The following is a 22,608-nucleotide window of genomic DNA, read 5'->3' as shown; positions in this document are numbered from 1 at the left end:
CATCAGATGTTGACGGCCATCAATAAAGCGCACTATATTGATGGCCATCAATATTTCGAGCTGGTGTTGGGACATGTCAACGAAGACGCGTCGTCGATCTCGGCACGAACGCCTACGACACCTCTGAGAGGAAAGGAGCGATCGATGACGATCGCATCAATTGTCCTGGCCGCATTGCTGGCGCTCGAGATGATCGCCGTGGGAGCACCGAAGGTGCTCGCAGTCCAGGCCATGCGCGAACGCGCAGCCCACGCCGGGATCCCCGTGTCCGGCTACCGAGTCATCGGAGCCTTGGAAATCGTCGGTGCAGCAGGGCTTTTGATCGGTATCGGCTGGCATCCGATCGGCCGGCTCGCTGGGGTCGCAATCGTGCTGCTGATGGTCGGGGCGCTCATCACCCACGTCCGGACCAAGGACAAGCTCGCCGACATGATCCCGGCCATCGTCACCGCCCTGTTGGCGGTGACCTACCTCGTCGTCGCATCACTCGCCCGCTGAGCGCCGGTCACCGAAGGCGCTCGGGCGTCCTCGCCGACCTCTGAGATGCCACACCAGGCAGGATGCCCTGCGTTCCGGCGCGCCCCAACGCAGCCGTCGTGGCGGGAGGCGGTGCTGCTGTTCGGCGACTCATCTCTTCGCCACAATTCCGGGAACGCGCCGGCCCGGACGATGACCCGGCTTACTAGCAGCGCACAGCGCGTGCGGGAAGATCCGTGGCCGAGGTGAGTGGCAACTCGAGAGCGATGAGCAGGTCTCGATACCGCTGCGCGAGTTGCGTCGGCGTGCTGCGGCTGTAGGCGACGATCTCCCGGTAGACCCCGGGACCGATTCTTCTGGCGTGCTGTATCCAGCCGCCGGGTACGGCGTTGTTGGGCACCAGCGCGACTCCCAAGCCCTCCATGGCGAACAGCAGAGCGGCCGCCACCTGTCCGGTGCGCGCGACGGCGCGTGGAGTGAATCCAAGGGCGGTGGCCGTCCGGCCCACTATCTCGCTCATGCCTTGCTCGGGCTCGTAGAGAATCCAGTCGGCTGCGACCAGTTCGTCGAGTTCCACCGTGGAACCTGTGTCCCGTCCCGCCGGGCCGACCAGCACCATCTCCTCATAACCGAGTGAAACGACAGGGCCCTCCCACAGTTCGGGCCGCGGTCCGACCGCGATGTCGCCCTGTCCGCTGCGGACCGCCTCCTCGAGAGCGCGGCGGTGCGAGAAGTCGTGCACCCGAAGGACGGCCGTAGGGAAAAGAGAGTGCCACCGGACAGCGCTCGGGGGCAGGATGCCGGAGGCGATCGACCGGACGGTCAGCACGTGCACGTCGCCGCTTCGCCCCTCCACCACTTGGTGCACCGCATCCGCGGCTTCGCCGACAGCCCGCAATACCCGCTCGGCGTGCGGCAGGAAGGCCCGTCCCGCGGGCGTGAGGGCCAGGCCATGGCGGCCGCGTTCGAGCAGTTGCGCGCCGAGTTCCTTCTCCAATAGACGCATCTGCTGCGACAGCGACGGCTGCGAGACATACAGCCGTGCCGCGGCGGCGCTGAACGATCCGCTTTCCCAGACGGCGAGAAAGTACTCCAGCTGGCGCAGTCGCATCGGAGGAGGTTACCGCCGTCGCCGTTGGCGGCAGACGTAGAACGAGCGCGTCATGCGACCGGCTTCGCCCGACTGTCCCGGCGAGCGAGGCGGGCGAGCAGATGGTCGACTTCCGACCGCGCTCGGCTCGAGAGCACGCTGCGGGGCGCGCGCTGGTTGTCGGACGTGAGCAGGCCGCGCCGTTGCATGACGTATTTGCGCACCGCCAGGCCCACACCCGGCTGCTGTTCGTATCGCAGCAGCGGCAGATGCGCATCGAAGATGTCATGGCTTTCCTCGGAACGACCCGCTGCGTTATGACCGACCACATCGACCAGCATCTCGGGGAAGCAGTATCCGGTCATGGCGCCGTCAGCGCCCCGCGCGGTCTCGAAATCGAGGAAGAGTCCCCCGTTGCCGCACAGGATCGATAGTCGTGGCATGTCGCCCTCGGCTTCGAGGTGCCGTAGTGCGCTGATCTTCTCCAGTCCGGGCCAGTCTTCGTGCTTGAGCATGACGCAGTTCGGTACGGCGCGGGAGATACGCGCGATGACCGGGGCGCTCATGACAACCGAGAACGACAAGGGATAGTCCTGCACGACGAGGGGAACCGCGTCGCCGAGCGCGGCAGCGACGCCCTCGTAATAGCCGACGATCTGGTCATCGGTGCGCAAGGTGTTGGGCGGTGCGACCATGACGCCTGCCGCTCCCGCCGACATGACCTCACCGGTCAGTGCGCGCATCGCGGCGTAGCCGGGAGCGGAGACCCCTACGACGACCGGGAGTCGAGTCCTCCGCAGCACGTGCCGCACGATTCGGGTCGCCTCGTGATGAGCCAGTTTGGGCGCCTCGCCCATCTGGCCGAGCAAGGTGATCCCGGTGACGCCGACCGATTCGTAGAAATCGACCAACCGGTGCAGCGAGTGGAAGTCCACCGCTCCTTCCTCGTCGAAGGGGGTGGGCGCGATGGCGAAGACGCCCTTCGCCTCACGGGTGAGCACGGCCATGGTGGAATCCTTTGTCGCTTGGTATCAGAGGCCGGGAATGAGACCGCCGTCGACGCGCACCACCGTGCCGGTGATGTACGACGCCGGAACGCTCGCCAGGAACGCCACCGTCGCCGCGTATTCGCCCGGGTCGCCGTAGCGGCCGACGGGGATGGTGGCGATGCTGTCCGCCACGACCTGTTCGACGGTTCGGCCCTCGGCTTCGGCTTTGATCCGGTCGAGACGCTCGACGCGACGGGTGCCGATCCGGCCCGGCACGACGATGTTGCATGTGACACCGTCCGCACCGACTTCCCGCGCCAGCGTCTTCGACCAGCCGAGCAGTGCGGCACGAAGACTGTTCGACAGGCCGAGGCCGGGAATCGGTGCGACGACCCCCGAGCTGGTGCTGGTGATGACGCGGCCCCATCCGCGCGCCCGCATACCCGGGACGATTTCGTCGCTGATGGCGATCACGGAAAGCACCATGGAGCGGAAATGATCGAGCCATATCGCGGATGGCCGGCCCAGGATCGGCGCGGGCGGCGGCCCGCCGGTGTTGTTGACCAGGATGTCGACCGGGCCGAGGGTTCGCTCGATCAGGGCGACGTTGCCTTCGATGGCATCGAGGTCGGCGATGTCCCATGCCACCGGTATGGCCCGGCCGCCAGCCGCGACGATCGCGTCGCTGCGGGATTCGGCGGCTTCGCGATGGATATCGGCCACGGCCACCTCGGCGCCCTCGGCCGCCAATTTTTCCGCGATGGCGCCACCGAGGCCACCACCCGCGCCCAGAACCAGCGCGGTTCGACCGGCAATCTCGAGATCCAAAGTCCACTCCTCGACTGAACGCCGATAATTCCGGCAATTTCCAGATGCTTCGCACCGTAACCCCACGCCGACGAGCGCGCCCAATACGAATATTCGCCGTGACCGATAGGCAGGACTTATACGTGCAGGACAGGGAACGATTGGCGAGAGTTCTCCGCCATCGGCCACCCGCCGACCGTTGGACAGAAAAGAATTCGCTCACATAGCCTCCTGTGGACCATAAAAGGCCCTTGAAAGGCAATGTGATGTCCTTTCCGGAAACAATGCTCGCGGCAGTAATCGGTGAGCCGGGAATAATCAGGACCAAAACCATGCCGGTGCCCCGCCCCGGCCCGGACGACGTGCTTGTGCGAGTTCACCGGGCGTCGCTGTGCGGCACCGACCTCAAGGTTCGCAGCCGTCGCTTCTTCCATGGAGGCGGCCCGGCGCCGGACACCTTCATCCCCGGCCACGAGTACGCGGGCGTCGTGGTCGCGGTCGGCAGCGCCGTCGACGAGTTCACTGTCGGCGATCGCGTCGTCACCGAGGCGCATCGGGGCTGCATGCGATGCGTCAACTGCCTGTCCGGCTCCTACACGGACTGTTTGAACTACGGCAACCAGGCCAAAGGCCATCGGGTACAAGGGATGACGGTCAACGGCGGCTTCGCCGAGTATGTCGTCAACCACGTCTCCACGCTGTACCGGCTTCCCGATGACATCGACTTCGACTCGGCCGTCGTGCTGACCACCGTCGGCACCGTGATGCACGCTTTCGACGTGCTGGACTCGCTGCTGGTGGGCGCCGGGGTCGCGGTAATCGGTCCCGGCCCCATCGGATTGATGGCCGTCCAGGTCGCCCGCGAACTCGGAGCCGACCCGGTGATGCTCGTCGGCACCCGCAACAGCCGACTGGAGATCGGGAAGCAATTCGACGCGGACTATCTGATCAACTCCCGCGAGGAGGACGCCGTCGTGGCGGTTCGGGAGATCACCGGCGGACTCGGCCCCGACATCGTCGTGGAGTGCTCCGGGGCTGCGGGGGCCGTCGACGACGCGATCCACATGGTCAAGCGCGGCGGCAGAATCGTTTTGGCGGGATTCTTCGGACAACCGGTGACGGCTGACCTCAATCATGCTGTCATGAACGGCATCTCGATCAATACCGTCCGCGGCGAGGGCGCACGTTCGGTGGCGAGGGCACTGTCGCTGGCATCGCGGGGACGACTGCACACCAGCGCCCTGGTGACCCATCATTTCCCGCTCGAAGACATCGCCGAAGCGTTCGACACCTACGCCGAACGGCGAGACAACGCGATCAAGGTCATGCTCGATGTCACCGGATGAGGACATGCTTGCCCCGGTCCGCGAGCTGGTCGGCGCCTACATGGCTGCCTGCGCGGCAGCATGGCTGGAATCGCTCGCCTCGGATCAACTGCCGCAGGCGCAGTTCGACTCGCCTTTGGCTCCTGACGCGGAGGCCGAGCGGCTTCGTTGGTTCTACACCCCGACCGACCACGGTGGACTCGCGCTGCGCGACCAGACCGCACGTCAGCAGGGCTTGGCGATGCGACTGGTCGCCTCGGGACTGTCCGAGGCCGGATACGCGACTGTCGCCACCGTGATGGGTCTGGAGAACGTCCTCGATCAGGTCGAAGGATGGCAAGTCCGCTGGGGTCGGCAACGCGGCCGAGACCCCGGCCTGTACTGGCTGAGATTGTTCGGCAGACCAGGTGACCGGGTTTGGGCATGGCGCTTCGGCGGCCACCACATCTCCCTGAACAACCTGATCATCGACGGGCGCATCGTCTCGACGACACCGTGCTTCATCGGAGCCGATCCAGCCGGCGCCGCGTTGCTCGGCGGCACGCTGCGGCCGCTGGGCGGGCCGGAAGAAACGGCGCGGCGCCTGGCCCGGTCGTTGGACTCCGACCGTTACCACAAGGCATTACTGCACACCAGCGCCATATCCGACATCGTCTCCGGCAACCGGCCGACCATCGCTCACGGCGACGCGATGATGCACATGCAGGATCTCTGGCGCGGCAGGTTCACCGATCCGGCGCTGCGAAAGCTGATCGACGACATCGACATGCGCGCCGAAAGCGGTAGCGGATACACCGCAGCCGACCATGCGGCCATGGCGATTTCCTTTCCCCCGAAAGGTCTGGCCGCACGTGACCTCGCCCCAGAGCACCGGCACCTACTACGGCAGCTGATCAGCCTGTACACCGGTCGCGCGCCGAGCGCACTCGCCGAAGTCCACGCCGCGCACTATGCCGTCGACGACGTGCTCGACGAGGTCCACTTCGGATGGGCAGGCAGCCTCGAGGCCGGGCAACCGCACTACTACCGGCTCCAGGGACCCGACCTGCTCATCGAATACGACAACACCCAGCGCCAGGCCAATCACGCCCACTCGGTCTGGCGCAATCCGCGCGCCGATTTCGGGCTCGACAGTCTGGCCGAACACCGCCGCCGCTCCGCGCATTGAGAAGAGCAGCGGGGAATGCGGGCAGGAACGGCGGCGGAGACCCGATCGATGGGCTCCGCCTGATTCGTTCAGCGTGACGCCGGCTCGCTGCGTCGCGTCAACGGTGGCCCAGCGAGTTGAGCGACTGCTGGGCGAGGGTGTCCATCCATGCCGCTGTCAAGGCGGCCGGTTCGCGCTGCGACGTTCGCAGCATCGCCAGGACGACGCCGCCGAGCAGATCGAGAGCGGCGCTCAGGTCGTGGATGTGGAAGCGCTCCGCCGACATGCCCGCACGGATGCCTGCGACCAGACGTGATCTGATGTTCGGGTCTTCGAGGATCCGGTATCTCATCGAGAGGACGATCGCGGCGATATCAGGATGATCGCTGCCGACCTTGCCGAGCGCATGTAAGTGCGCGAGGACAATGCCCGCAGGATCATCGATACCCGCGGCAGCGCTGTCGAGGATCCGCGCCACCTCCTCGATCACCTCGGCGATGACTGCATCGAAAAGTTCTTCTTTGCTACTGAAGTGGTTGTAGAAGGATCCGGTCGCGACACCGGCCTCCCGTGCCAGACCGGCGATGCCGATCCTCCCGGCCAGATCGCTGGCCAATGCCCACCGCCCGGAGCGAATCAGTGCCGCACGTGTACGAAGAGCGCTGCGCGCCCGCGCGTCCAACCGACCGGCGATCTGCTGCGGCGATGGCGCGGTGTTACCCCCGTCGAGGGGCCGGCCCCGAAGGATTGAGTCCGGGCCGATCTGCTCACCGACAGCAACGCGTCCACCCATAATGGTTACAGTGTCGCCGTTATAGTTGCGGCCGTCAATGGGCGGCCGCCGCAACGCTGCCGCCCGGCTCGGCGAGCGCGCGAGATTCGATCGCCGCTCCACCGACGAGGCCGCAGGCACGGCCGGGACGGGGCGACCCGCTGCTGCGATATGCGTCGACAGACCTTCAGCGACTTGGCAACGCCCTCTAATTCGGATACGGTGTAGCCGAATCGGTTGGACCGTCGAGCGAGGGAACGCTCCCGCCGCGAGTGTCCCAGCACAGGAGAAGGCACCCGGCGGGATTCCGCAAGATCGCTCCCCCGCAACCGAGCAATCTTCATCCCCAAAGGGGGGTGACGTATCAGGCAAGACAGTGAGGCGTGTTCGTGCTGAAGTTCCATTCGGCGATCAAGTTCGGGCCGGTCAAAGCTCTCGCGATCAGCGCAACGGCGATTACGATGGGCAGCTGCTCGCTACTGCCGAACGCGGCCGACGACGCGTGGCGGGATACCACGCACATCACCGCTGATTTCGACAATATCGCTGGCATCTACGAAGGAAACCCTGTCACCGTCCTCGGACTCGAGGTCGGCAAGGTCGAGAAAATCACACCGAAAGGCACGCTCATCGAGGTGCACTTGTCGGTCGAACCTCAGGTGAGGATCCCGAAAGACGCGGTGGCGGTGATTATCTCGCCATCCATCGTCACCGATCGCCACATCGAGCTCACCCCCGTCTACACCCAGGGCGAGACTCTCTCCGACGGCGCGCACCTGCCGAAGTCGCAGACCAAGACCCCCGTCGAGTTGGACACCATGATCAAGACCATCGATCAGTTCGCGGCGGCACTGAAGCCGCAGCAAGGAGCCGAGGGCCTCGGCCCGATGTCGGGTCGGGTGCTCTACCCCATGCTCGACGGCAACGGCACAAAGATCCGGGATACCCTCGAAGCGCTGTCGGCCGCACTGAAAGTCGGCGTCGACAACAAGGACGCGGTCTCGAACATCGTCCTCAGGCTCAACGAGCTCACCACGATACTCGCCGAGAACGATCAGATGATCCGCGATTTCAGCGACCGGATGACCCAGATGTCCGGTCTGCTCGCCGGGCAATCCCCCGGTTTGCAGGCGACACTCGACCAGCTGACCGCCTTCCTGGCCAACACCTCCGGCGCGCTCGGGCAGTACCAGGACCAACTCGCGGGCACCTTGACCGGACTTACGAACGTAACCCGCCAGCTTCGCGACAACGCCTCCGGTCTTACCGAAGTCGCCGACCTCGCACCCATGGTGCTGCAGAACTTCGACAATCTGATCGACCGCGAGAACCGTCGTGCGCGAGTTCACTTCATTATTCCCACCGCGCTCAACGGTGAAATCATCAGCTTGTTCTGCGAGCGTATACAGATGAAGGCCGACGGCTGCCGTACCGGGAACATGCAGGACTTCGGCCCCGACTACGGTCTGACCGCCGCGCTGCTCGGACTGACGAAGTAGCGTCGCGATCGTCGTCCCGGCCGACGCCTGTGCGGTTCGGAACGGACCAGCAGGTCAACCGCGCAGCGCATCGGCCATGGCCCGCGACTTGGGACCGGTTCGCGTATTCCATAAGCCACGACAGTCGATCCGGCATCGCCGAGATTCCAGCGGGGCGGTTTCATGACTGTTCTCGGAGGGCGGCTACCGGGCAGGAGTCGACGGCGGCTCGGGCAACCGTGACGTACTCCTCGGGGACGTCGGCGCCTTCGAATCGGTAGTTCAGTTGGGCATCGTCGTCGAGGGCGAACACGGCGGGGGCCTGTTCGGTACACAGGCCATGGCCTTCGCAGCGGGGGTAGTCGACGGAGATCTTCATCGCGAGTGCCTTTCAGGCGGGAATCAATCGGAGGGGGAGGTGTTCGAAGCGGTGGATGATGTTGTTCATCGCCCATTCGCCTGGACCGGCGATCTCGATACGTTCGACGCGGTCGACCAGCGCTCGGAGCACGGCTTGGGTTTCCAGCCGAGCCAGGCCCTGTCCGGCGCACCCGTGGGTGCCGTGTCCGAAACCGAGTTGACGGGAGGCGTCGCGGCGTATGTCGAACGTGTCCGCGTCTTTCCACTCGAGTGGGTCTCGGTTGGCCGAGGCATAGATGACCACCACCCGCGCGCCTCCGGGGATCGTGGTGCCGGACACCGTCGTATCGCGAATCGCTCTGCGCGAGAAGGCTCGCAGTGGTGACTCGTACCGCACCACCTCGTTCACAGCGTTCGGAATCTTGCCCGGGTCCGCCCGCAGCGTCTGCCACTGGTAGGGGTGGGTGGCGAAGAGATACAAGGCGCTGGAGATGGCGCCGATCGTGGTGTCCAGCGATGGAGCGAGGTAATCGATCAGCAGGGCCGGGCATTCGGCGCGCGGGATATTACCTTTGTCGGCAGCTTGGAGGACCTCCTCCCCCGCACTGCCGGGGAGAAAGTTTCGGTCGCGGGCGAGCCGGCGGGTGAAGCGCATCATTTCCGCGCTCGCCGGGGCGGTCCGGATCGATCGGCCGTTGATCGGGCCCAACGAGTCGAAGGTCGCTCCAGCCCAGCGCAGCAGGTGCTCGCGGTCGTGTTGTGGCCAGCCGATCAGGTCCGGTACGACCGACATCGGGAGGGCCGTGGCGAGTTCGACACCGTCGATCACCCCGCGCGAGACCGCGGCCTCGACCGCTGCCACTGCCTGCTGGTCGATTGTTGCTCGCATCGCGCGCAGCGCCCTGGGTGTGAGTCGGTGCGCCAGTAGGGCACGCCGACGGCGGTGGTCCTCGCCGTCACTGTTGAGGGTGGTGCCGCGGGAGAGCCGGTTGGCCACCGGATTCAACGCGACGCCCGCGCCGGAGATGAAGGTCTCGTCATCCAGCAGCACGGCTTTACATTCCGCGTAACGCGGCAAGGCGTAGGCACGCTGCTTGGCGAGCCACACCACCGGACCGAGCTCTCGCAGCCGCGCATAGTGCGGATACGGGTCGTGTATCGCCGCCCGGGAGTAGAGGTCGGGCTCATAAGCCGGGGCCGCACTGCGATTACGCATCGAAACTCCTCCAACACAGGACAGTCAGCAGCCGGTGACGACCGAGCCCGGCTCCGCGCGACGTCGGAGCCCGCTGGCCGCTGTGCTCGGCGCCGGGAATGCGGCGAGTCACCTGGGGTGCCGATATACAGGCTAGGGTCGACATTGATCCTGTGTCAATGACTTAGAATCAATTTGTGGTTGCGCTAGGCGACCCGCCACTATCGGATTGGTTACCGTCGATGGAAGGGAAACCGATGACCTCGGCAGCACCGAAAGGACGCACGACGCGCGCGGCGCAAGCCGCCGAGACCAGGCAGCGCCTCATCGACGCCGCGGTCGAGATGTTCTCCGCGCAGAGCTACGAGGAGGTGGCCGTAGCCGATATCGCCAAGACGGCCGGTGTCGCCCACGGCTTGCTCTTCCACTACTTCGGCAACAAACGCGGCATCTACTTGGAGGCCATGCGCGACGCCTCCGACCGGATCGTGCGAGTAGAGCGGTCGGAGCCCGACCTTCCGGCCGCCGAGCAGATCCGCGCCGGTCTGGCCGCTCACTTCCGTTATCTCGCCGCACACCGCGGATTGGCGCTGCGTCTGGTGCTGAGCGGCCGCGCCACCGACCCTGAGACCTGGGAGGCATTCGAAGCCGGGCGTTGGCGCGCCATCGAGAGGTGGACCGCCCTGCTCGGACTCGATCCCGAGAATCTCGCCTTGCGGATGATGATGCGGTCGAGCATCGGCGCACTCGATGAGGCCACCGTCCACTGGTTGCAGAACGACGAACCGTTCGATGTGGAGGATATGGTCGACTGCATCCTTCAGATGACCGTGGCCGGATTGCGTGCCGCCGCCATGCTGGACCCCCAGCTGGATGTCACCGCCGCAGTGACCACGATGCTCGACGCCGTTCAGGATCGGTGAACTCGCCCGACCGCCGGTGGCCCGTCAACCGCTGAATTCCGCGCGGGATCTGGGCGGCGAACCTGTCGGGCTGCCCGCACAGCCCACGGTTCCGTATGCCATCTCGCACAGGTGTCAGAGACGATGGCTGCTGCGTGTGCGATCCGCCGCGCTCTGTACTGGGTACAGTCTCTGGCACGGCATCGCTGGATAGCTTTCGTCCACCTGCTGGTCGACCGCGGCCGACCGCGCCCAACCGCCTTCGGTGGACTCGCGAGCGAATGCGATGGCCGCCTCGCGCGGGGCGACGAAATGTAGGGGTGCACCCAGTCCGAAGTCCACCGCTAGATGCCACAGCATCGAGGCCCCAACGTTCGACGAATCGGCCCTGGCCGAAATGATCGCCGTATCGCTGTCCTCGCACTCCCAGCTGGCGAGCGGGTGATTCCAGCGAATGTCGTTGCGGGTCATGCCTGCGTCTCCGGGGTATGCAGCGCAGAGGTAGCCGCCAACTCCGGGGTCATCGCGCTGAGGGCCTTCAGCGTCCGTGACGTCCGGTCGGTGGTGGCGATGGCGCCGATGTAGCCGTCGGGGCGGATCAACAGCAGCGTGGAGTCACTCACGCCATAGATCCGCGCGAAGGAATCGGTGATGTCGACAAGGACCGCATCGAACGCCGCCTGCTTCCCGCTGTCGACGGCGACTCGTCTCAGTTCCGCGCCGGCCGCGGGCCAGGGTAGTGCTGCCAGGTCCGCGGCCGCCGCGGGACCGTAGGCGAGCGCCGTGAAGTGCGGACCGGAGAAAAGGTCGAACAGCCGCTGCGCTCCCCCTGTCGCATGCAGCAGTCTCGCGTCCGGGGCACGGTCACCGACCTGCAGGGTCGCGGTCCGTTCGGCCTCGGCCGTTGTCAACGGTCCACCACGGTAATGCAGGCCGAGTTGGCGTTCGTCATTGCCGCGTTTGATGGACGACGGGTCGAGTTTGGACAGCCCCTCGTATTTCTTGGTCGACAAGCCCAATACACCGGCCGCGATCGGCTGCCGTTCGGCCTCGTAGCTGTCCAGGAGGCTGCCGGGCGCTCCCGCGAGCACCTGAGCGAGTTTCCAGCCGAGGTTGTAGGCGTCCTGCAGGCCGGTGTTGAGTCCCTGCGCACCCGCCGGGGTGTGTACATGAGCGGCGTCACCGACGAGAAGTATCCGTCCCGACCGGTACTGCTGGGCCAGACGGATATTGGGGCGGAACACCGTTTTCCAACTGATCTGCGACAGGCGGATACGTGTGTTCCCGGTGTGGGCGCGGATTCGCGTGTTCAGGTCGTCGTCGTCGAGGGATGGCTGTTCGTCGGGCGCCAGCCGGATCATCCACTGGAACTGCTCGGAATGCGGCAGCGGGCACGCGCCGACGAATCGACCACCAGGCCGGGGCCACACATGCCAGCGGTCCCGGGAAAGACCTTCCACCACGGCATCGACGATGATCATTCGATCGGACTCGTCTGTCGAGCCCTCGAAGGCGATACCCGAGTTCTTGCGGACTGCGCTGGCCCCGCCGTCGGCGCCGACGAGATAGCGAGCGGCGATCTCGCGCACGCCGTCGGGTCCGGCTACGGTCGCCACCACCGCGTCCGGACGCTGCTCGAATCCGAGCAATTCGCACTCTGTCTCGACCGTTCCGCCGAGCCGCCGCAGCCCGGCGCGCAGCGCGGCGTCGGTGCGGAACTGGGGGATCAACCACGTGTTGGGATGTGGCACATCGGATGTCACCTCGTTACGCGACTGCATGTGCCAAGGGATGGTCACTGGACCGGCATGGATGCCCAACGGCGGGTAGGTGGCTCCTCCCGCGAGGATGTCATCGAGGACGCCCAGGTCCTCGAGCACTTCCAGGCTGCGCGGCTGGATGCCCTTGGCCCGCGAACCCTCGAACGCCTGCGCGGCCTTGTCGATGATCCGTATCGCCAGCCCGCGACGAGTCAGATCGATCGCCAAGGCGGTACCGGCGGGCCCAGCGCCGACGACGAGAACGTCGATGAGTTCTGTATCAGGCGGTGTCGTCATCGCCGTACCCCATCCTTGACTCCGTGGACGAAAGCGGTGAACCGCTTGCCCATTTCGGCCGGTTCCTCATAGGGGACCATGTGCCCGCACGGCGAGAGAATGTGTGACTCGGTGGGCGCCAGCAGCGTGCTCACCTCGTCATAGCTGGTGATAGGTGTGACTCGATCTTCGTCGCCCCACAGCAACATGCGCGGCACCGGTAGGTGTCCGGTACTCCGGTAGAGGTCGTGGCGGCCCGAGAGCGGGAAATCGGCGAGCGTGGCCGCCAAGGCATAGATCGAGCCTTCGAACTGGTAGCACTCCCGCACCATCGCCGTCAGTGCCGCAGATCGTTCCGGGTCGCGAACATTGTGCGAGAGGTGCCGGTCGAGCATTCTGCTGCCCAGAACTCTGGCCAGGACGGTCCCCCACCACTCGTGGCGCAGCAGCCGTGCCGCGGCAGGTTCGGGCTGTAACCCAGCCGGGCCCGCCAAGGTCAATGTCGCCAGTCGGTCGGTGTGCTGTGCGGCGAAGGCCATGGCGACCAGCGCCCCCATCGAGGTTCCGACGAGGTGGTAGGGCTCGTGAAGTCCCAGTCGTTCGGTCAGATCGGTCAGTTGCCGCACGAACAGTGATTCGTCGTAGGCGGCTCGCACACGCTCGGAGTAACCGCGGCCGTAGGCGCTGTAGGTGAGGGTGCGAAACCCGCGCCGCAAGAGTTCGGCGGCGAGGTCGTCCCAGTAGAACAGGGGGACGGTCAGCCCACCCACAAAGACGACAGTCTCAGCTCCGATGGGTCCGGTCAGCTCGTAGTGGGTGACTCCGTCGCGGCATCGGAGGAAGTCACCGCGCAGTCCGGCGCGGCTGTTCTGGTCCAAGCGGCGGGTTTCGCCGCGGGCCACGAAGTACTTCATCGCAGGCCTTTCGTCCGCGTGGTCGGCTCGGTGGTCAAGAAGTCGAGGACCGCGCCTGCCACCCACCCCGGGTCTTCGTCGGGAAGCAGGTGCCCGCCGCCGGGGTGCACCTGTTCGCAGGAGCCGGGGATGTCGCGGGTGAAATGCTGACCGTCGATCGACGCGCTGCGCAGTACCAATGTGGGCGCGGTGATGGCCGGGATCTCGGCGGTGCGGTCGATCTGGTCGGTATTGGCGAAGTCGATGAATGCCTGCTGGTTACCCGGCCGGGTCAGCATGGCGTGCACCCGGTCGACCATCGCGTCGTCCACCACCGACGACCGTGATCCCACGGCCGAGCGCAGATTGCGCGCGGTGGCCGCGCGGGATGACAAGCGCCGCAGCAGCACCCGGCCGACAGGGTTCCTCGCCAGACGCAGCGCCAGCGGAAGCGATTTACCCGGATAGCCCGTGGCATTGATCAATACCAGACGATCCACCCGGCCGGGGTAATCCAGAGCGAAGTTCCAGGCGATGTTGCCACCCAGCGAATTGCCCACCACCGAAGCCTTCGGTACCCCCAGCGCGTCCAAGAACGCGGCGACAGTTCTGGCGAACGTTTGCACCGTGTAGTCGCGGTCCGCGCGCGGCCCCGTGAGGCCGAACCCGGGCAGGTCCAGCCGGATCACGTCGAAGGACGACGACAACGTCGAAGCCACCTGGTCGAAGCAGTGCAGCGATGAACCGCTGCCATGGAGCAGCAGCACGGAGGGCCCCGCACCAGCCCGCTTGTAGTGCAGTTTGCGGCCCTCGACGAGCGCGAAGCGCGAATCAGGGTCGATGTAGTCATCGACGGCTACTCGTCTACTCATAATGGCAACAGTGTTGCCGATAATTTCCCTCGAGTCAACCCATAACGGCAACGACGTGTCCGATATTACGGCGGTCGGATGCCCCGGTCCGCCGGTACGAGAGAATGAGGTGGTGACCGCCTCCGATTCGGATACCGCAGAGACTCCGGCACGCCGCTCCCCCGGCCGCCCACGGGTGCCGTTCGACCGCATCGTGGCCACCGCGACGCGCATCGTCGACGAGGAAGGGCCCGACGCCTTGTCGATGCGCACCCTGGCCCAACGTCTCGACACGGGCACGGCGGTGCTGTATCGGGCCGTAGCCAATCGCGCCGAACTCATCGGCCACGTGGTCGACCGGGTGCTCGGCGAGGTGGAGATCGAGGACAACGCACCGGAGGGCGACTGGCAGCGCGCGTGCGCGGCCGCCGCCGAAGCCATGTTCTCGACCCTGCACCGCCATCGCGGTGTCGCACCCCTGCTCATCGAGCAGGTACCGACCGGCCCCAATGCGCTCATGCTGCGTGAGCGGATCTTGGCGATGTTGCTCGCCAACGAATTCTCGCCGGAACGCGCGGCTTTGGTGTACACCACCGTGGCCCGCTATGTCATCGGGTTCGCCGCCCAGCTACAGGGCCACAACACCGAGGCCAACATCGAGCCCGCCGGTCTCACCGCTCTGTATCGCCGGCTCGACCCGGCGCAGTTTCCCGCCACGGTCGCCGTCGCCGACTGCCTACCCACACAGACTTTGGAAGACGAGTTCCGCTTCGGTCTGCGATTGCTCGTCGCGGGCCTCGTGGACCTGCACGCCACGGGGAGGGACTCGACCGGCTCGACCTGACGCGGGGCGCGTTTCCGGTGTGTCCACGCTCCCCACCTCGAGATCTCGCGACGGCGGCGCCCCTGTGCCAGATCGGCGAGGCCGATGCGCGGGTGGCGACCGCTGCCCCGGACGCATCAGCGCTGCGCGTGGATGCGCATGCCGAGCGCCCGGCCGTTCACCCGCTGGTCGTGCGAGGACGACCTATCGCTGTCGGCAACCGGTCAGGAGCACATCTGCTGTTCCGGAGCGCCGTACGATACCGGCCGCCGATCGGTGCAGGTGCTCGAGCACGTCCTCTACATCCACACCGACCAGTCGGCCGCCCCGTTTGACCGCCCACCCGTCGACGATGACCGTGTCGACGTTGCTTGTGTCCATCAATTGGACGATGGCGCCGGGCGCGTGATTGACCGGGCCCGCGTTGAGCGTGCGTGCGTTCAAGACGATGACGTCGGCCCGTTTGCCCGGAGTGAGCGAGCCGACGAGATGGTCGAGATGAGCAGCCTGGGCTCCGCCGAGCGTCGCCATCCGAAGGATGTCGCGGGTCGATACCGGCGACACCCTTTCCGGCGCTTCACCCATCAGTGGCGGGATTCCGCTTCGTTGCAGCAGATACGCCGTGCGCATCTGCGAGAAGAAGTCCACGGGTGCGATGCTGACGGCATCCGTGCCGAAGCTCACCGGGATCCGGTGATCGAGTGCGGCTTGCAGCGCAGGCTGCCCCATCGCGAGGGACTGTTCGGCGACGGCCGAGACCGAAACCTTGCCACCGGTACGCTCGATCACCCGCCACGCCGAATCCTCCAGGCCGAGGCAATGGATGTAGGTGATCCATGGCCCGAGGAGTTCTCGCGTCTCGAACTCTTCGAGTGCACGCCCCCAGTTGACATCGTTGACATGCGCGAAGACGGGCAGCCGCAGTTCTTTGGCGAGTTGGAACAGGTCTTCATCGACGTGATAGCCCAACGCCATGCGGACAAGATCGCCGTCCCTCGTCGCGGCGGTCTGTTGCAGGCGATGGATGTCTTGCGGATGGGCGTACGACGGCGAGGGTTCATGGTCACCGAAACACGGCGAGAAACTGAAAACGCAACGGATGCCGGAGCGGCGGATGCCATCCAGCGCCGCGTCGGTGTGTTCAGGAGTGTAGGAGCATTGCGAGGTATCGACGACGGTCGTGGTGCCCGCTGCCAAATTCTCCAGCGCTCCGCCGAACTCACCCCAGTACACGTCCTCGGGCGTGTACTGATGGAACAGTGCGTCGGCACCGAAGCGCGACTGCAGGAAATAGTCGGAGTCCAGCGCATCGGACCAGTACGACCGTAAGGCGGTCTGAAACATGTGATGGTGTGAGTTCACGAACCCGGGAAGGACGATCTTCCCTTCGCACTCGACCACCGTGCCGCCGTCGGCGCCCAGATCCGCTCCGACACTTGCGATCCTGCCGTCTTCGATGAGCACGTCGGCGCGTTCGTAATCGCCGAGATCGGCATCCATGGTGAGAACGATCCCGCCACGCAACAGCAGTCGACTCCCGGTTGTCATCGCTCGTCCACCACCATCGCTTGATCCCAGCCGCTACCGGTAGCACCCGAAGCCCGACGCCGACAACGAGTCGTGCCGTACGGCAAGCGGTGTAGCGAGAGCGTTCGGCCGTCCAAAGTTCTCCTCCAGTTCGGATACAGCAGGGCAGTTGCGTGATGCTCCACGGCCCCTCGGCCGAACCGTGCGTGTCGACCGAAGGAAGGGTGAGGGCGAGCCGAGGGGGCAACGGAGGTCATCCATGCCGGTCAGCACCGGCGAGTTGCCCGGACCGGACAGCCGATGCGGTGACTCGCCGACCCCTTGGCCTCCGGTCGTCCTCGCGAGCGCAGCCCAACTATATCGGCAACAGTGTTACCGATACAAGTATCGGCGACGAAAACAGTTCGCCGCGAACGAGGAGTCGGCTACGACCGTCGCTCGGCGGCCACATCTGCACTGCCTACAGAAGCGCCTCGGCCTTCTTCAGGGACTTGTCGAGCGCGCCGACCAGCGATCGCTTGAACATGCCCCCCATCGGCCCGTCGATCATTCCCCCCTCGATTTTCGCCGTCATGGCGACAGTGGTGCCCCCCGACTCGGCCCGAAGATTGACGGCCAAGGCCAGCTTGACGCCGGCCCTGGTGATTCCGTCCAGCACGAGGGAGTGCGGCTCCGCCACATCCTCGACCGTCCAATCGATGGAGATCGGCATATTCATGACCGTCGCAGCCGCCGTCACCGCATCACCTCTGGTGACCTGATTCGGGACGTCACTCTTCCACGTCTTGTGAATCATCAACCATTCGCTCCAGCGGTGCAGATCGCAGAGGATCGCCCAGACCTCCTCCGGTCGGGCCCCGTACCTGGCGTTCACTTCGACGGTACGCATGCTGATCACCCTCTCCTCGAACTTGGATTATCGGCAACACTGTTGCCAATATGACTGTGGGTTGAGAGGGTAACGGACGCACCGTCGTAGGCGCGATGCGGGGCGTCTGGCCTCCACCTTGCCCGTCGGCAGGACCGATGACCGACCGCGCCGAGCCGGCATGTCGACGAGGCTCCTCCCTGCTGCTTGCGGTCGGCTATATAGGTCACTAGTTTCATAGTCAGATAGTTGAATAACAATGGATGCGTGTCCGGCCGTCCCGGAGTCGCCTATGCGCCACGAAAGGTCCCCTATGGGTCACTACAAGAGCAACGTCCGCGACCTCGAGTTCAACATGTTCGAGGTCCTGGATCTCGATGCAATCCTTCGACCCGGCAGCTTTGCGGGATTGGATTCGGACACGGTCCGCTCCATGCTCGTCGAGGCCATGCGACAAGCCGAGGGTCCGGTCGCCGCTTCTTTCGCCGATGCCGACCGCGATCCGCCGATCTTCGATCCGGACACGCATTCTGTCGCGCTACCGGACGACTTCAAGAAGTCGGTGCGGACCTGGCAGGACGCGGAGTGGTTCCTCCTGGGGCTCCCCGACGAACTCGGGGGGACTCCGGCGCCGTGGATGGTGACCTGGGCGATCAACGAGCTGCTGCTCGGCGCCAATCCCGCCGTCTTCTTCTACATGCTGGGGCCGGTGATGGCCGACGTGCTGTTCCGGGTCGGTAATGACGAGCAGCGACGGTGGGCGAAGATCGCGATCGATCGACGGTGGGGCGGGACGATGGTGCTCACCGAGCCGGACGCCGGATCCGACGTCGGGGCCGGCCGCACGAAGGCGGTGAAGCAAGACGACGGCAGCTGGCACATCGAAGGCGTGAAGCGGTTCATCACCGGAGCCGAATCGGACGACCTGGCGGAGAACATCTTCCACCTCGTTCTCGCACGGCCGGAGGGAGCTGGACCGGGCACGAAGGGTTTGAGCTTGTTCTTCGTGCCGAAATTCCATTTCGATTCGCACACAGGCGAACTGGGCGCCCGCAACGGCGTGTTCGTCACCAACGTCGAGCACAAGATGGGTTTGAAGGCGTCCGCCACGTGCGAACTCACCTTCGGCGGCCACGGCGTTCCGGCCAAGGGCTGGCTGGTCGGTGACGTACACGACGGGATAGCCCAGATGTTCAAAGTGATCGAGAACGCGCGAATGTCGGTGGGTACCAAAGCGATCGCTACACTGTCCACCGGCTATCTCAACGCGCTCGAGTACGCGAAGACCCGAGTGCAAGGCCCCGACTTGACCCAGATGGCCGATAAGACCGCCCCGCGGGTGGTGATTCTCCGCCATCCCGACGTACGCCGCAGCTTGATGATGCAGAAGGCGTACGCCGAGGGGCTACGCGCTGTTTACATGTATGCCGCCGCGCACCAAGACCCCGCCAGCGCCGAGCAGGTGTCCGGTGCCGGCGCCGACCTAGCTCGCCGGGTCAACGACCTGCTGCTACCGGTCGTCAAGGGCGTCGGCTCCGAACGTGCGTACCAGCTTCTGACCGACTCGCTGCAGACTTTCGGCGGTTCCGGTTTCCTGCACGACTACCCGATCGAACAGTACATCCGCGACTCCAAGATCGACTCGCTGTACGAGGGCACCACCGCTATCCAGTCCCTGGACTTCTTCTTCCGCAAGATTGCCCGCGACCAGGGCGTCGCCATGACCCATCTACTGGGCCGGATCTCCGACTTCCTCGAACGCGACAACGGTGACGCAAGCCTGAGCGATCTGCGCATCGTCCTGGCAACGGCACTCGGCGATGTACAGGCCATGACCCAAACCCTGTTCGGCTACCTGATGGCCGCCCAGGAACGGCCGAGTGAGCTGTACAAAATCGGACTGGCGTCGGTGCGGTTCTTGACGGCGTTCGGTGACCTCATGATCGGATGGCGACTGCTGGAGCAAGCCGAAGTCGCGCTCGCCGCCCTCTCCGGCGAACCATCCTCCAACGATCGCGACTTCTACGAGGGCAAAGTGGCGGTTGCCGATTTCTTCGCCCGGACCGTCCTGCCGGATCTGACCTCCGCGAGGCGATTCGTGGCATCTGTGACAGCAACGCTGATGGACGTGTCTGACGGCGCCTTCTGAGACCGGGCGGAGACGAGTTCCCTTCGGTCTCCTCCGATCTCCTGCTTGCCGCGGCCATTCCATTATCGTGTGCCCAGACCTTGGTGCGAGGCAGTCTCGTGATCAGCGTTGCCGACCCGGCAGCGCCTGGGAATGTGGAGAACGTTCACGAGCGCGTCTCGACAGCGCCGCGGTCGTTTCGATGATGGTGCGGATTCCGGGTTCGGACAGTGCGGAGTCGGCGATCGAGGACCGAGAGCGCGAACTCGGCCCAGCGAGTATTCTCCTGCTCGAAGCAGATACCCCGCATGAGTGTGAGGTAGGGCCCGACTCGTTCGGCCTCGGCAAGGTAGTCCTGCTCGCTCCGCCCGTCGAGCAGGCGGGTCCGTAGGCGCTCGTACCGCGCGAGCTTGGCCGCCGACCACTCGAGCCGCTCGGTGAGGGCGGCCCGCACAGCGGGGGCGTCCTCGGTCTCCATGCCCTGCACTTTGACCATCATCTCGTCACGGATCGCTGTCGGCTTCGACGGCGCCTCGATGAATTCTCGCAATGCGGCATGTCCGGCCTCGGTGATGACATGGACACGCTTGTTCGGCCGGCGTTCCTGCCGCACGACCCGAGTCTCGATGAGCCCGTCGGCCGCCATCCGCTCCAGCTCCTTGTACAGCTGCTGCGGCGTGGTCATCCAGAAGTTGGCGACCGAGGCGTCGAAGCCCTTGGCGAGGTCGTATCCGGAGGCCTCTCCGTCCAGCAGGGCGGCCAGTACCGCGTTGCGTAATGCCATTATCACAGGTTATCACCCATGACTATTCAACTTATTGTCCATATCTGGCCGACGACGTCGACTTCCCCGATGGGCAAGGGGTTCGAGCAGATCAAGACCGAGGCCACCGCCGAACCACAGCGTCAAGCGGTGGCGCGTGAGCGACTACGACGCGATCGTCGTGGGTGCGGGCAATGCCGGGATGACCGCCGCGGCGATCCTGAACGGGCCAGGGGTCCGAACCTTGCTAATGGAACGACACAACGGGTCGGCCTACCGGTCCCACGCCTGGCGCGAGGCCTGCGACGAACTGCGCATCACCCACATGCGGACCCGCCCCTACCGGCCCCAGACCAACGGCAAGATCGAACGCTTCCACCGCACCCTCGCCGACGGCTGGGCCTACGCCCACTTCTACCAATCGGCCGAACACCGCAACCAAGCCCTACTCGGCTGACTCCACTTCTACAATCACCACCGAGCCCACTCCGCCATCGGCGGTCAGCCACCGGGCACCCGACGGACCAACCTCCCCGGACACCCCGACTAGTCCAGGTAACGTTGGGCCGACGCCCTGTGCTCGACACCCGACCTGACTCCGGACAGATGTTGATCTTGATCGGGGTTCGCGGCCGTGTGAGCTGCGGCTTGTTGCGGGGTGGTCGAAATTTGCGCACCAACTCGATCTTCGTAGTGGTACACGTGGACATCCAACATCCACACCCCGTGGCTAACGCAGGTGGGCGAGCAGAGTCTTCATCTGATGCTCGCATTGTTGTTTTACCTCGTCGCTGGTGAGGTGACCGGCGCGATCGCGCACGGTGAAGGTAACAGTCGCGAAGAGGTTTCCGTCGGCGACGTCGATCTCGGTGCTGAATTCGTGAGGCTTCGAGTTCAAACCTCGCTCCCGCAACACGGCAAAGGCTTGCACCCCCGAACCCACATCGCCGATGCTTTCGGTCCTGACTGCGGCACCGACCGCGGCGCGGGTGATTCTGTCGAACTCGGCATGCCCACCGGCCGGGTCGAGCGTGTAATCGACCCGCATCTGCAACGTAGCTGTGGCATCGACCCCGGCGAAATCGGCCCGGCATTCCAGGTGGCTGTCGGTCACATCGCCGGCGACGAGCTCTGCGCCCGCCGGGGGCTCCGTCTGCCGCATGCTCTGCTGGTCGATCGCGGACAGGTCCAATGCCGCACAGGCGTGTGGAACCTTGCCCGGCCGATATTTCACAGCTGCCGTCGGCTGCACCGGTACGACGAGGTTCGGCTGATAGGGGCTGCCGGGGTGGTAGCCGGTAAGGACGAGTACGGCGGTCGCCACAGATAGGACGAAAACCGTGGCGGCGGCGCCGACCATGTACCAGGGCCGTGCGCTGCGTGTGGAAATCGGCATGTCACGCGAATCATCTGTAGTCATCGCAACCTACCAGCGGCGGTTCGAAGCTGCTGCTCGCACAGGTCGGCCAGGTCGTGGGCACTGACCTCCGCCGATATGAACAAGTGGAATCGGATCTCAACCGAAACGTTGCGCTGGATCAGCCCCGCCTCGCATCCGCGCCTCGTGATGCCCAAGCCTTCGACCGAAGCCGACAGGTACGCGTCCTCGCCGATACCGGGTACCGTTCGTGTGACGATATCGGTCCCGGAGCGCCCCAACGCCAGTGTGCGTGCTCTGTCGTACTCCGGGCGCAGATGGGTCGTCTTGGTGGGCCGGTCGGACACCTGCACCTTCAGATCCACGCTAGCGTGGTCCAGCTCGACACTGTCACAGGAGAGCCTTACCGGGGGTGCGATGTCGATCTTTCCGGGTACGGGCGGCTGTTTCGCAGGGCCCGCGACCCGCTCGAAAAGCGGCAGATCCATCATGGCGCAAGGGTTTCCGAGACCACCGATGGTATACAGTGCGGGCTGGTCGGCTGTCCGCACCCAGGCCGTTATACCCATGGCGACGAATATGACAACGCTGGCGATCCCGAACGCCGCCGTGATCACCCTGGGCAGCCGGTTGCCCAGATCGGTACGCCGCACTGGCGATTGCGGTGTTATTGGGCCGGGATCGGACGAGCCGTCCGATTCGGCGGACTCACCGGATCCAGAGGGCATCCCCACCTCCTGATGATCGCCGCGTCGCGTTCCAGATCGTCATGTTCCTCCTGTCTCGGTTGCCTGCCTCG

Annotated in this window: 22 protein-coding genes and 1 pseudogene; 8 read left to right on the top strand and 15 right to left on the bottom strand. The window is 65.3% G+C overall.

The window, feature by feature from the left end:
* Positions 1–144: 144 nt before the first annotated feature.
* A complete protein-coding gene (locus QMG86_RS15060) occupies positions 145–498 on the top strand; it encodes a DoxX family protein (protein ID WP_281880240.1) in 354 nt (117 codons plus the stop codon).
* Positions 499–682: 184 nt separating this feature from the next.
* Here the strand turns inward: QMG86_RS15060 and QMG86_RS15055 are convergent, their stop codons facing one another.
* Genes QMG86_RS15055 through QMG86_RS15045 form a run of 3 tightly spaced genes read right to left on the bottom strand, consistent with a single transcriptional unit; the run spans position 683 to position 3,552 of the window.
* Entirely contained in the window at positions 683–1,588 is a 906-nt protein-coding gene (locus tag QMG86_RS15055) for a LysR family transcriptional regulator (protein ID WP_281880239.1), read from the bottom strand.
* Between the two features lie 50 nt (positions 1,589–1,638).
* Positions 1,639–2,574, bottom strand: coding sequence for a dihydrodipicolinate synthase family protein (locus QMG86_RS15050; RefSeq protein WP_281880238.1), 936 nt, complete (start codon positions 2,572–2,574; stop codon positions 1,639–1,641).
* Between the two features lie 24 nt (positions 2,575–2,598).
* Positions 2,599–3,552, bottom strand: a complete 954-nt coding sequence (locus QMG86_RS15045) for an SDR family oxidoreductase (protein WP_281880237.1) — start codon at positions 3,550–3,552, stop codon at positions 2,599–2,601.
* A 143-nt stretch (positions 3,553–3,695) separates the two neighbouring features.
* Between QMG86_RS15045 and QMG86_RS15040 the strand changes: the two genes are divergently transcribed.
* Together QMG86_RS15040 and QMG86_RS15035 are read left to right on the top strand one after the other, a co-directional pair.
* On the top strand, positions 3,696–4,709 hold the full coding sequence (locus QMG86_RS15040; RefSeq protein WP_281880236.1) for a zinc-dependent alcohol dehydrogenase: 1,014 nt from the start codon (positions 3,696–3,698) through the stop codon (positions 4,707–4,709).
* Positions 4,696–5,856: a DUF3500 domain-containing protein gene (locus QMG86_RS15035; RefSeq protein ID WP_281880235.1), complete on the top strand. Its 1,161-nt coding sequence runs from the start codon at positions 4,696–4,698 to the stop codon at positions 5,854–5,856. Before QMG86_RS15040 ends, QMG86_RS15035 begins: the two co-directional genes overlap by 14 nt.
* A 97-nt stretch (positions 5,857–5,953) precedes the next feature.
* On the opposite strand, the gene QMG86_RS15030 is transcribed toward QMG86_RS15035, so the two are convergent.
* Complete coding sequence (locus QMG86_RS15030; RefSeq protein ID WP_281880234.1) at positions 5,954–6,748, bottom strand: TetR/AcrR family transcriptional regulator; 795 nt, start codon at positions 6,746–6,748, stop codon at positions 5,954–5,956.
* Between the two features lie 320 nt (positions 6,749–7,068).
* On the opposite strand from QMG86_RS15030, the gene QMG86_RS15025 reads away from it, so the two are divergent.
* Positions 7,069–8,106 (top strand): MCE family protein, encoded by a 1,038-nt coding sequence (locus QMG86_RS15025; RefSeq protein ID WP_281880969.1) that lies wholly within the window; start codon positions 7,069–7,071, stop codon positions 8,104–8,106.
* 160 nt (positions 8,107–8,266) lie between these two features.
* Here QMG86_RS15025 and QMG86_RS15020 read toward each other — a convergent pair whose 3' ends face one another.
* Together QMG86_RS15020 and QMG86_RS15015 are read right to left on the bottom strand one after the other, a co-directional pair.
* Complete coding sequence (locus QMG86_RS15020) at positions 8,267–8,464, bottom strand: ferredoxin (protein WP_281880233.1); 198 nt, start codon at positions 8,462–8,464, stop codon at positions 8,267–8,269.
* 12 nt (positions 8,465–8,476) lie between these two features.
* A complete protein-coding gene (locus QMG86_RS15015; protein WP_281880232.1) occupies positions 8,477–9,661 on the bottom strand; it encodes a cytochrome P450 in 1,185 nt (394 codons plus the stop codon).
* 236 nt (positions 9,662–9,897) lie between these two features.
* Between QMG86_RS15015 and QMG86_RS15010 the strand changes: the two genes are divergently transcribed.
* Complete coding sequence (locus QMG86_RS15010; RefSeq protein ID WP_281880231.1) at positions 9,898–10,563, top strand: TetR/AcrR family transcriptional regulator; 666 nt, start codon at positions 9,898–9,900, stop codon at positions 10,561–10,563.
* A 114-nt stretch (positions 10,564–10,677) separates the two neighbouring features.
* Here QMG86_RS15010 and QMG86_RS15005 read toward each other — a convergent pair whose 3' ends face one another.
* Genes QMG86_RS15005 through QMG86_RS14990 form a run of 4 tightly spaced genes read right to left on the bottom strand, consistent with a single transcriptional unit; the run spans position 10,678 to position 14,343 of the window.
* Positions 10,678–11,013, bottom strand: a complete 336-nt coding sequence (locus tag QMG86_RS15005; protein WP_281880230.1) for a hypothetical protein — start codon at positions 11,011–11,013, stop codon at positions 10,678–10,680.
* The gene (locus QMG86_RS15000) at positions 11,010–12,599 is read right to left on the bottom strand and encodes an FAD-dependent monooxygenase (protein WP_281880229.1); all 1,590 of its coding nucleotides are present in this window, start codon (positions 12,597–12,599) and stop codon (positions 11,010–11,012) included. The genes QMG86_RS15005 and QMG86_RS15000 overlap by 4 nt, the downstream gene beginning before the upstream one ends.
* On the bottom strand, positions 12,596–13,492 hold the full coding sequence (locus QMG86_RS14995) for an alpha/beta fold hydrolase (RefSeq protein WP_281880228.1): 897 nt from the start codon (positions 13,490–13,492) through the stop codon (positions 12,596–12,598). Before QMG86_RS14995 ends, QMG86_RS15000 begins: the two co-directional genes overlap by 4 nt.
* Complete coding sequence (locus QMG86_RS14990) at positions 13,489–14,343, bottom strand: alpha/beta fold hydrolase (RefSeq protein ID WP_281880227.1); 855 nt, start codon at positions 14,341–14,343, stop codon at positions 13,489–13,491. The genes QMG86_RS14995 and QMG86_RS14990 overlap by 4 nt, the downstream gene beginning before the upstream one ends.
* 1 nt (position 14,344) lies before the next feature.
* On the opposite strand from QMG86_RS14990, the gene QMG86_RS14985 reads away from it, so the two are divergent.
* Complete coding sequence (locus QMG86_RS14985; protein WP_350356389.1) at positions 14,345–15,166, top strand: TetR/AcrR family transcriptional regulator; 822 nt, start codon at positions 14,345–14,347, stop codon at positions 15,164–15,166.
* A 183-nt stretch (positions 15,167–15,349) separates the two neighbouring features.
* On the opposite strand, the gene QMG86_RS14980 is transcribed toward QMG86_RS14985, so the two are convergent.
* Both QMG86_RS14980 and QMG86_RS14975 read right to left on the bottom strand, forming a co-directional pair.
* Positions 15,350–16,645: an amidohydrolase family protein gene (locus QMG86_RS14980; RefSeq protein ID WP_281880226.1), complete on the bottom strand. Its 1,296-nt coding sequence runs from the start codon at positions 16,643–16,645 to the stop codon at positions 15,350–15,352.
* A 487-nt stretch (positions 16,646–17,132) separates the two neighbouring features.
* On the bottom strand, positions 17,133–17,561 hold the full coding sequence (locus QMG86_RS14975) for a type II toxin-antitoxin system Rv0910 family toxin (protein WP_281880224.1): 429 nt from the start codon (positions 17,559–17,561) through the stop codon (positions 17,133–17,135).
* 292 nt (positions 17,562–17,853) lie between these two features.
* Between QMG86_RS14975 and QMG86_RS14970 the strand changes: the two genes are divergently transcribed.
* Positions 17,854–19,689 (top strand): acyl-CoA dehydrogenase, encoded by a 1,836-nt coding sequence (locus QMG86_RS14970; RefSeq protein WP_281880223.1) that lies wholly within the window; start codon positions 17,854–17,856, stop codon positions 19,687–19,689.
* 145 nt (positions 19,690–19,834) lie between these two features.
* Here QMG86_RS14970 and QMG86_RS14965 read toward each other — a convergent pair whose 3' ends face one another.
* A complete protein-coding gene (locus QMG86_RS14965) occupies positions 19,835–20,452 on the bottom strand; it encodes a PadR family transcriptional regulator (RefSeq protein ID WP_281880222.1) in 618 nt (205 codons plus the stop codon).
* 184 nt (positions 20,453–20,636) lie between these two features.
* Between QMG86_RS14965 and QMG86_RS14960 the strand changes: the two are divergent.
* A pseudogene (locus QMG86_RS14960) lies at positions 20,637–20,981 on the top strand (integrase core domain-containing protein); the annotation flags it as partial.
* A gap of 180 nt (positions 20,982–21,161) precedes the next feature.
* Here the strand turns inward: QMG86_RS14960 and QMG86_RS14955 are convergent.
* Positions 21,162–21,827, bottom strand: a complete 666-nt coding sequence (locus tag QMG86_RS14955) for a hypothetical protein (RefSeq protein WP_281880221.1) — start codon at positions 21,825–21,827, stop codon at positions 21,162–21,164.
* A gap of 20 nt (positions 21,828–21,847) precedes the next feature.
* A complete protein-coding gene (locus QMG86_RS14950) occupies positions 21,848–22,537 on the bottom strand; it encodes a hypothetical protein (protein WP_281880220.1) in 690 nt (229 codons plus the stop codon).
* Between the last annotated feature and the right edge of the window lie 71 nt (positions 22,538–22,608).

The sequence above is a fragment of the Nocardia sputorum genome (genome assembly GCF_027924405.1).
Taxonomy (GTDB): domain Bacteria; phylum Actinomycetota; class Actinomycetes; order Mycobacteriales; family Mycobacteriaceae; genus Nocardia; species Nocardia sputorum.
The sequence above is the reverse complement of the archived record's forward strand: the minus strand, read 5'-3'. Positions and strand labels throughout refer to the sequence as shown.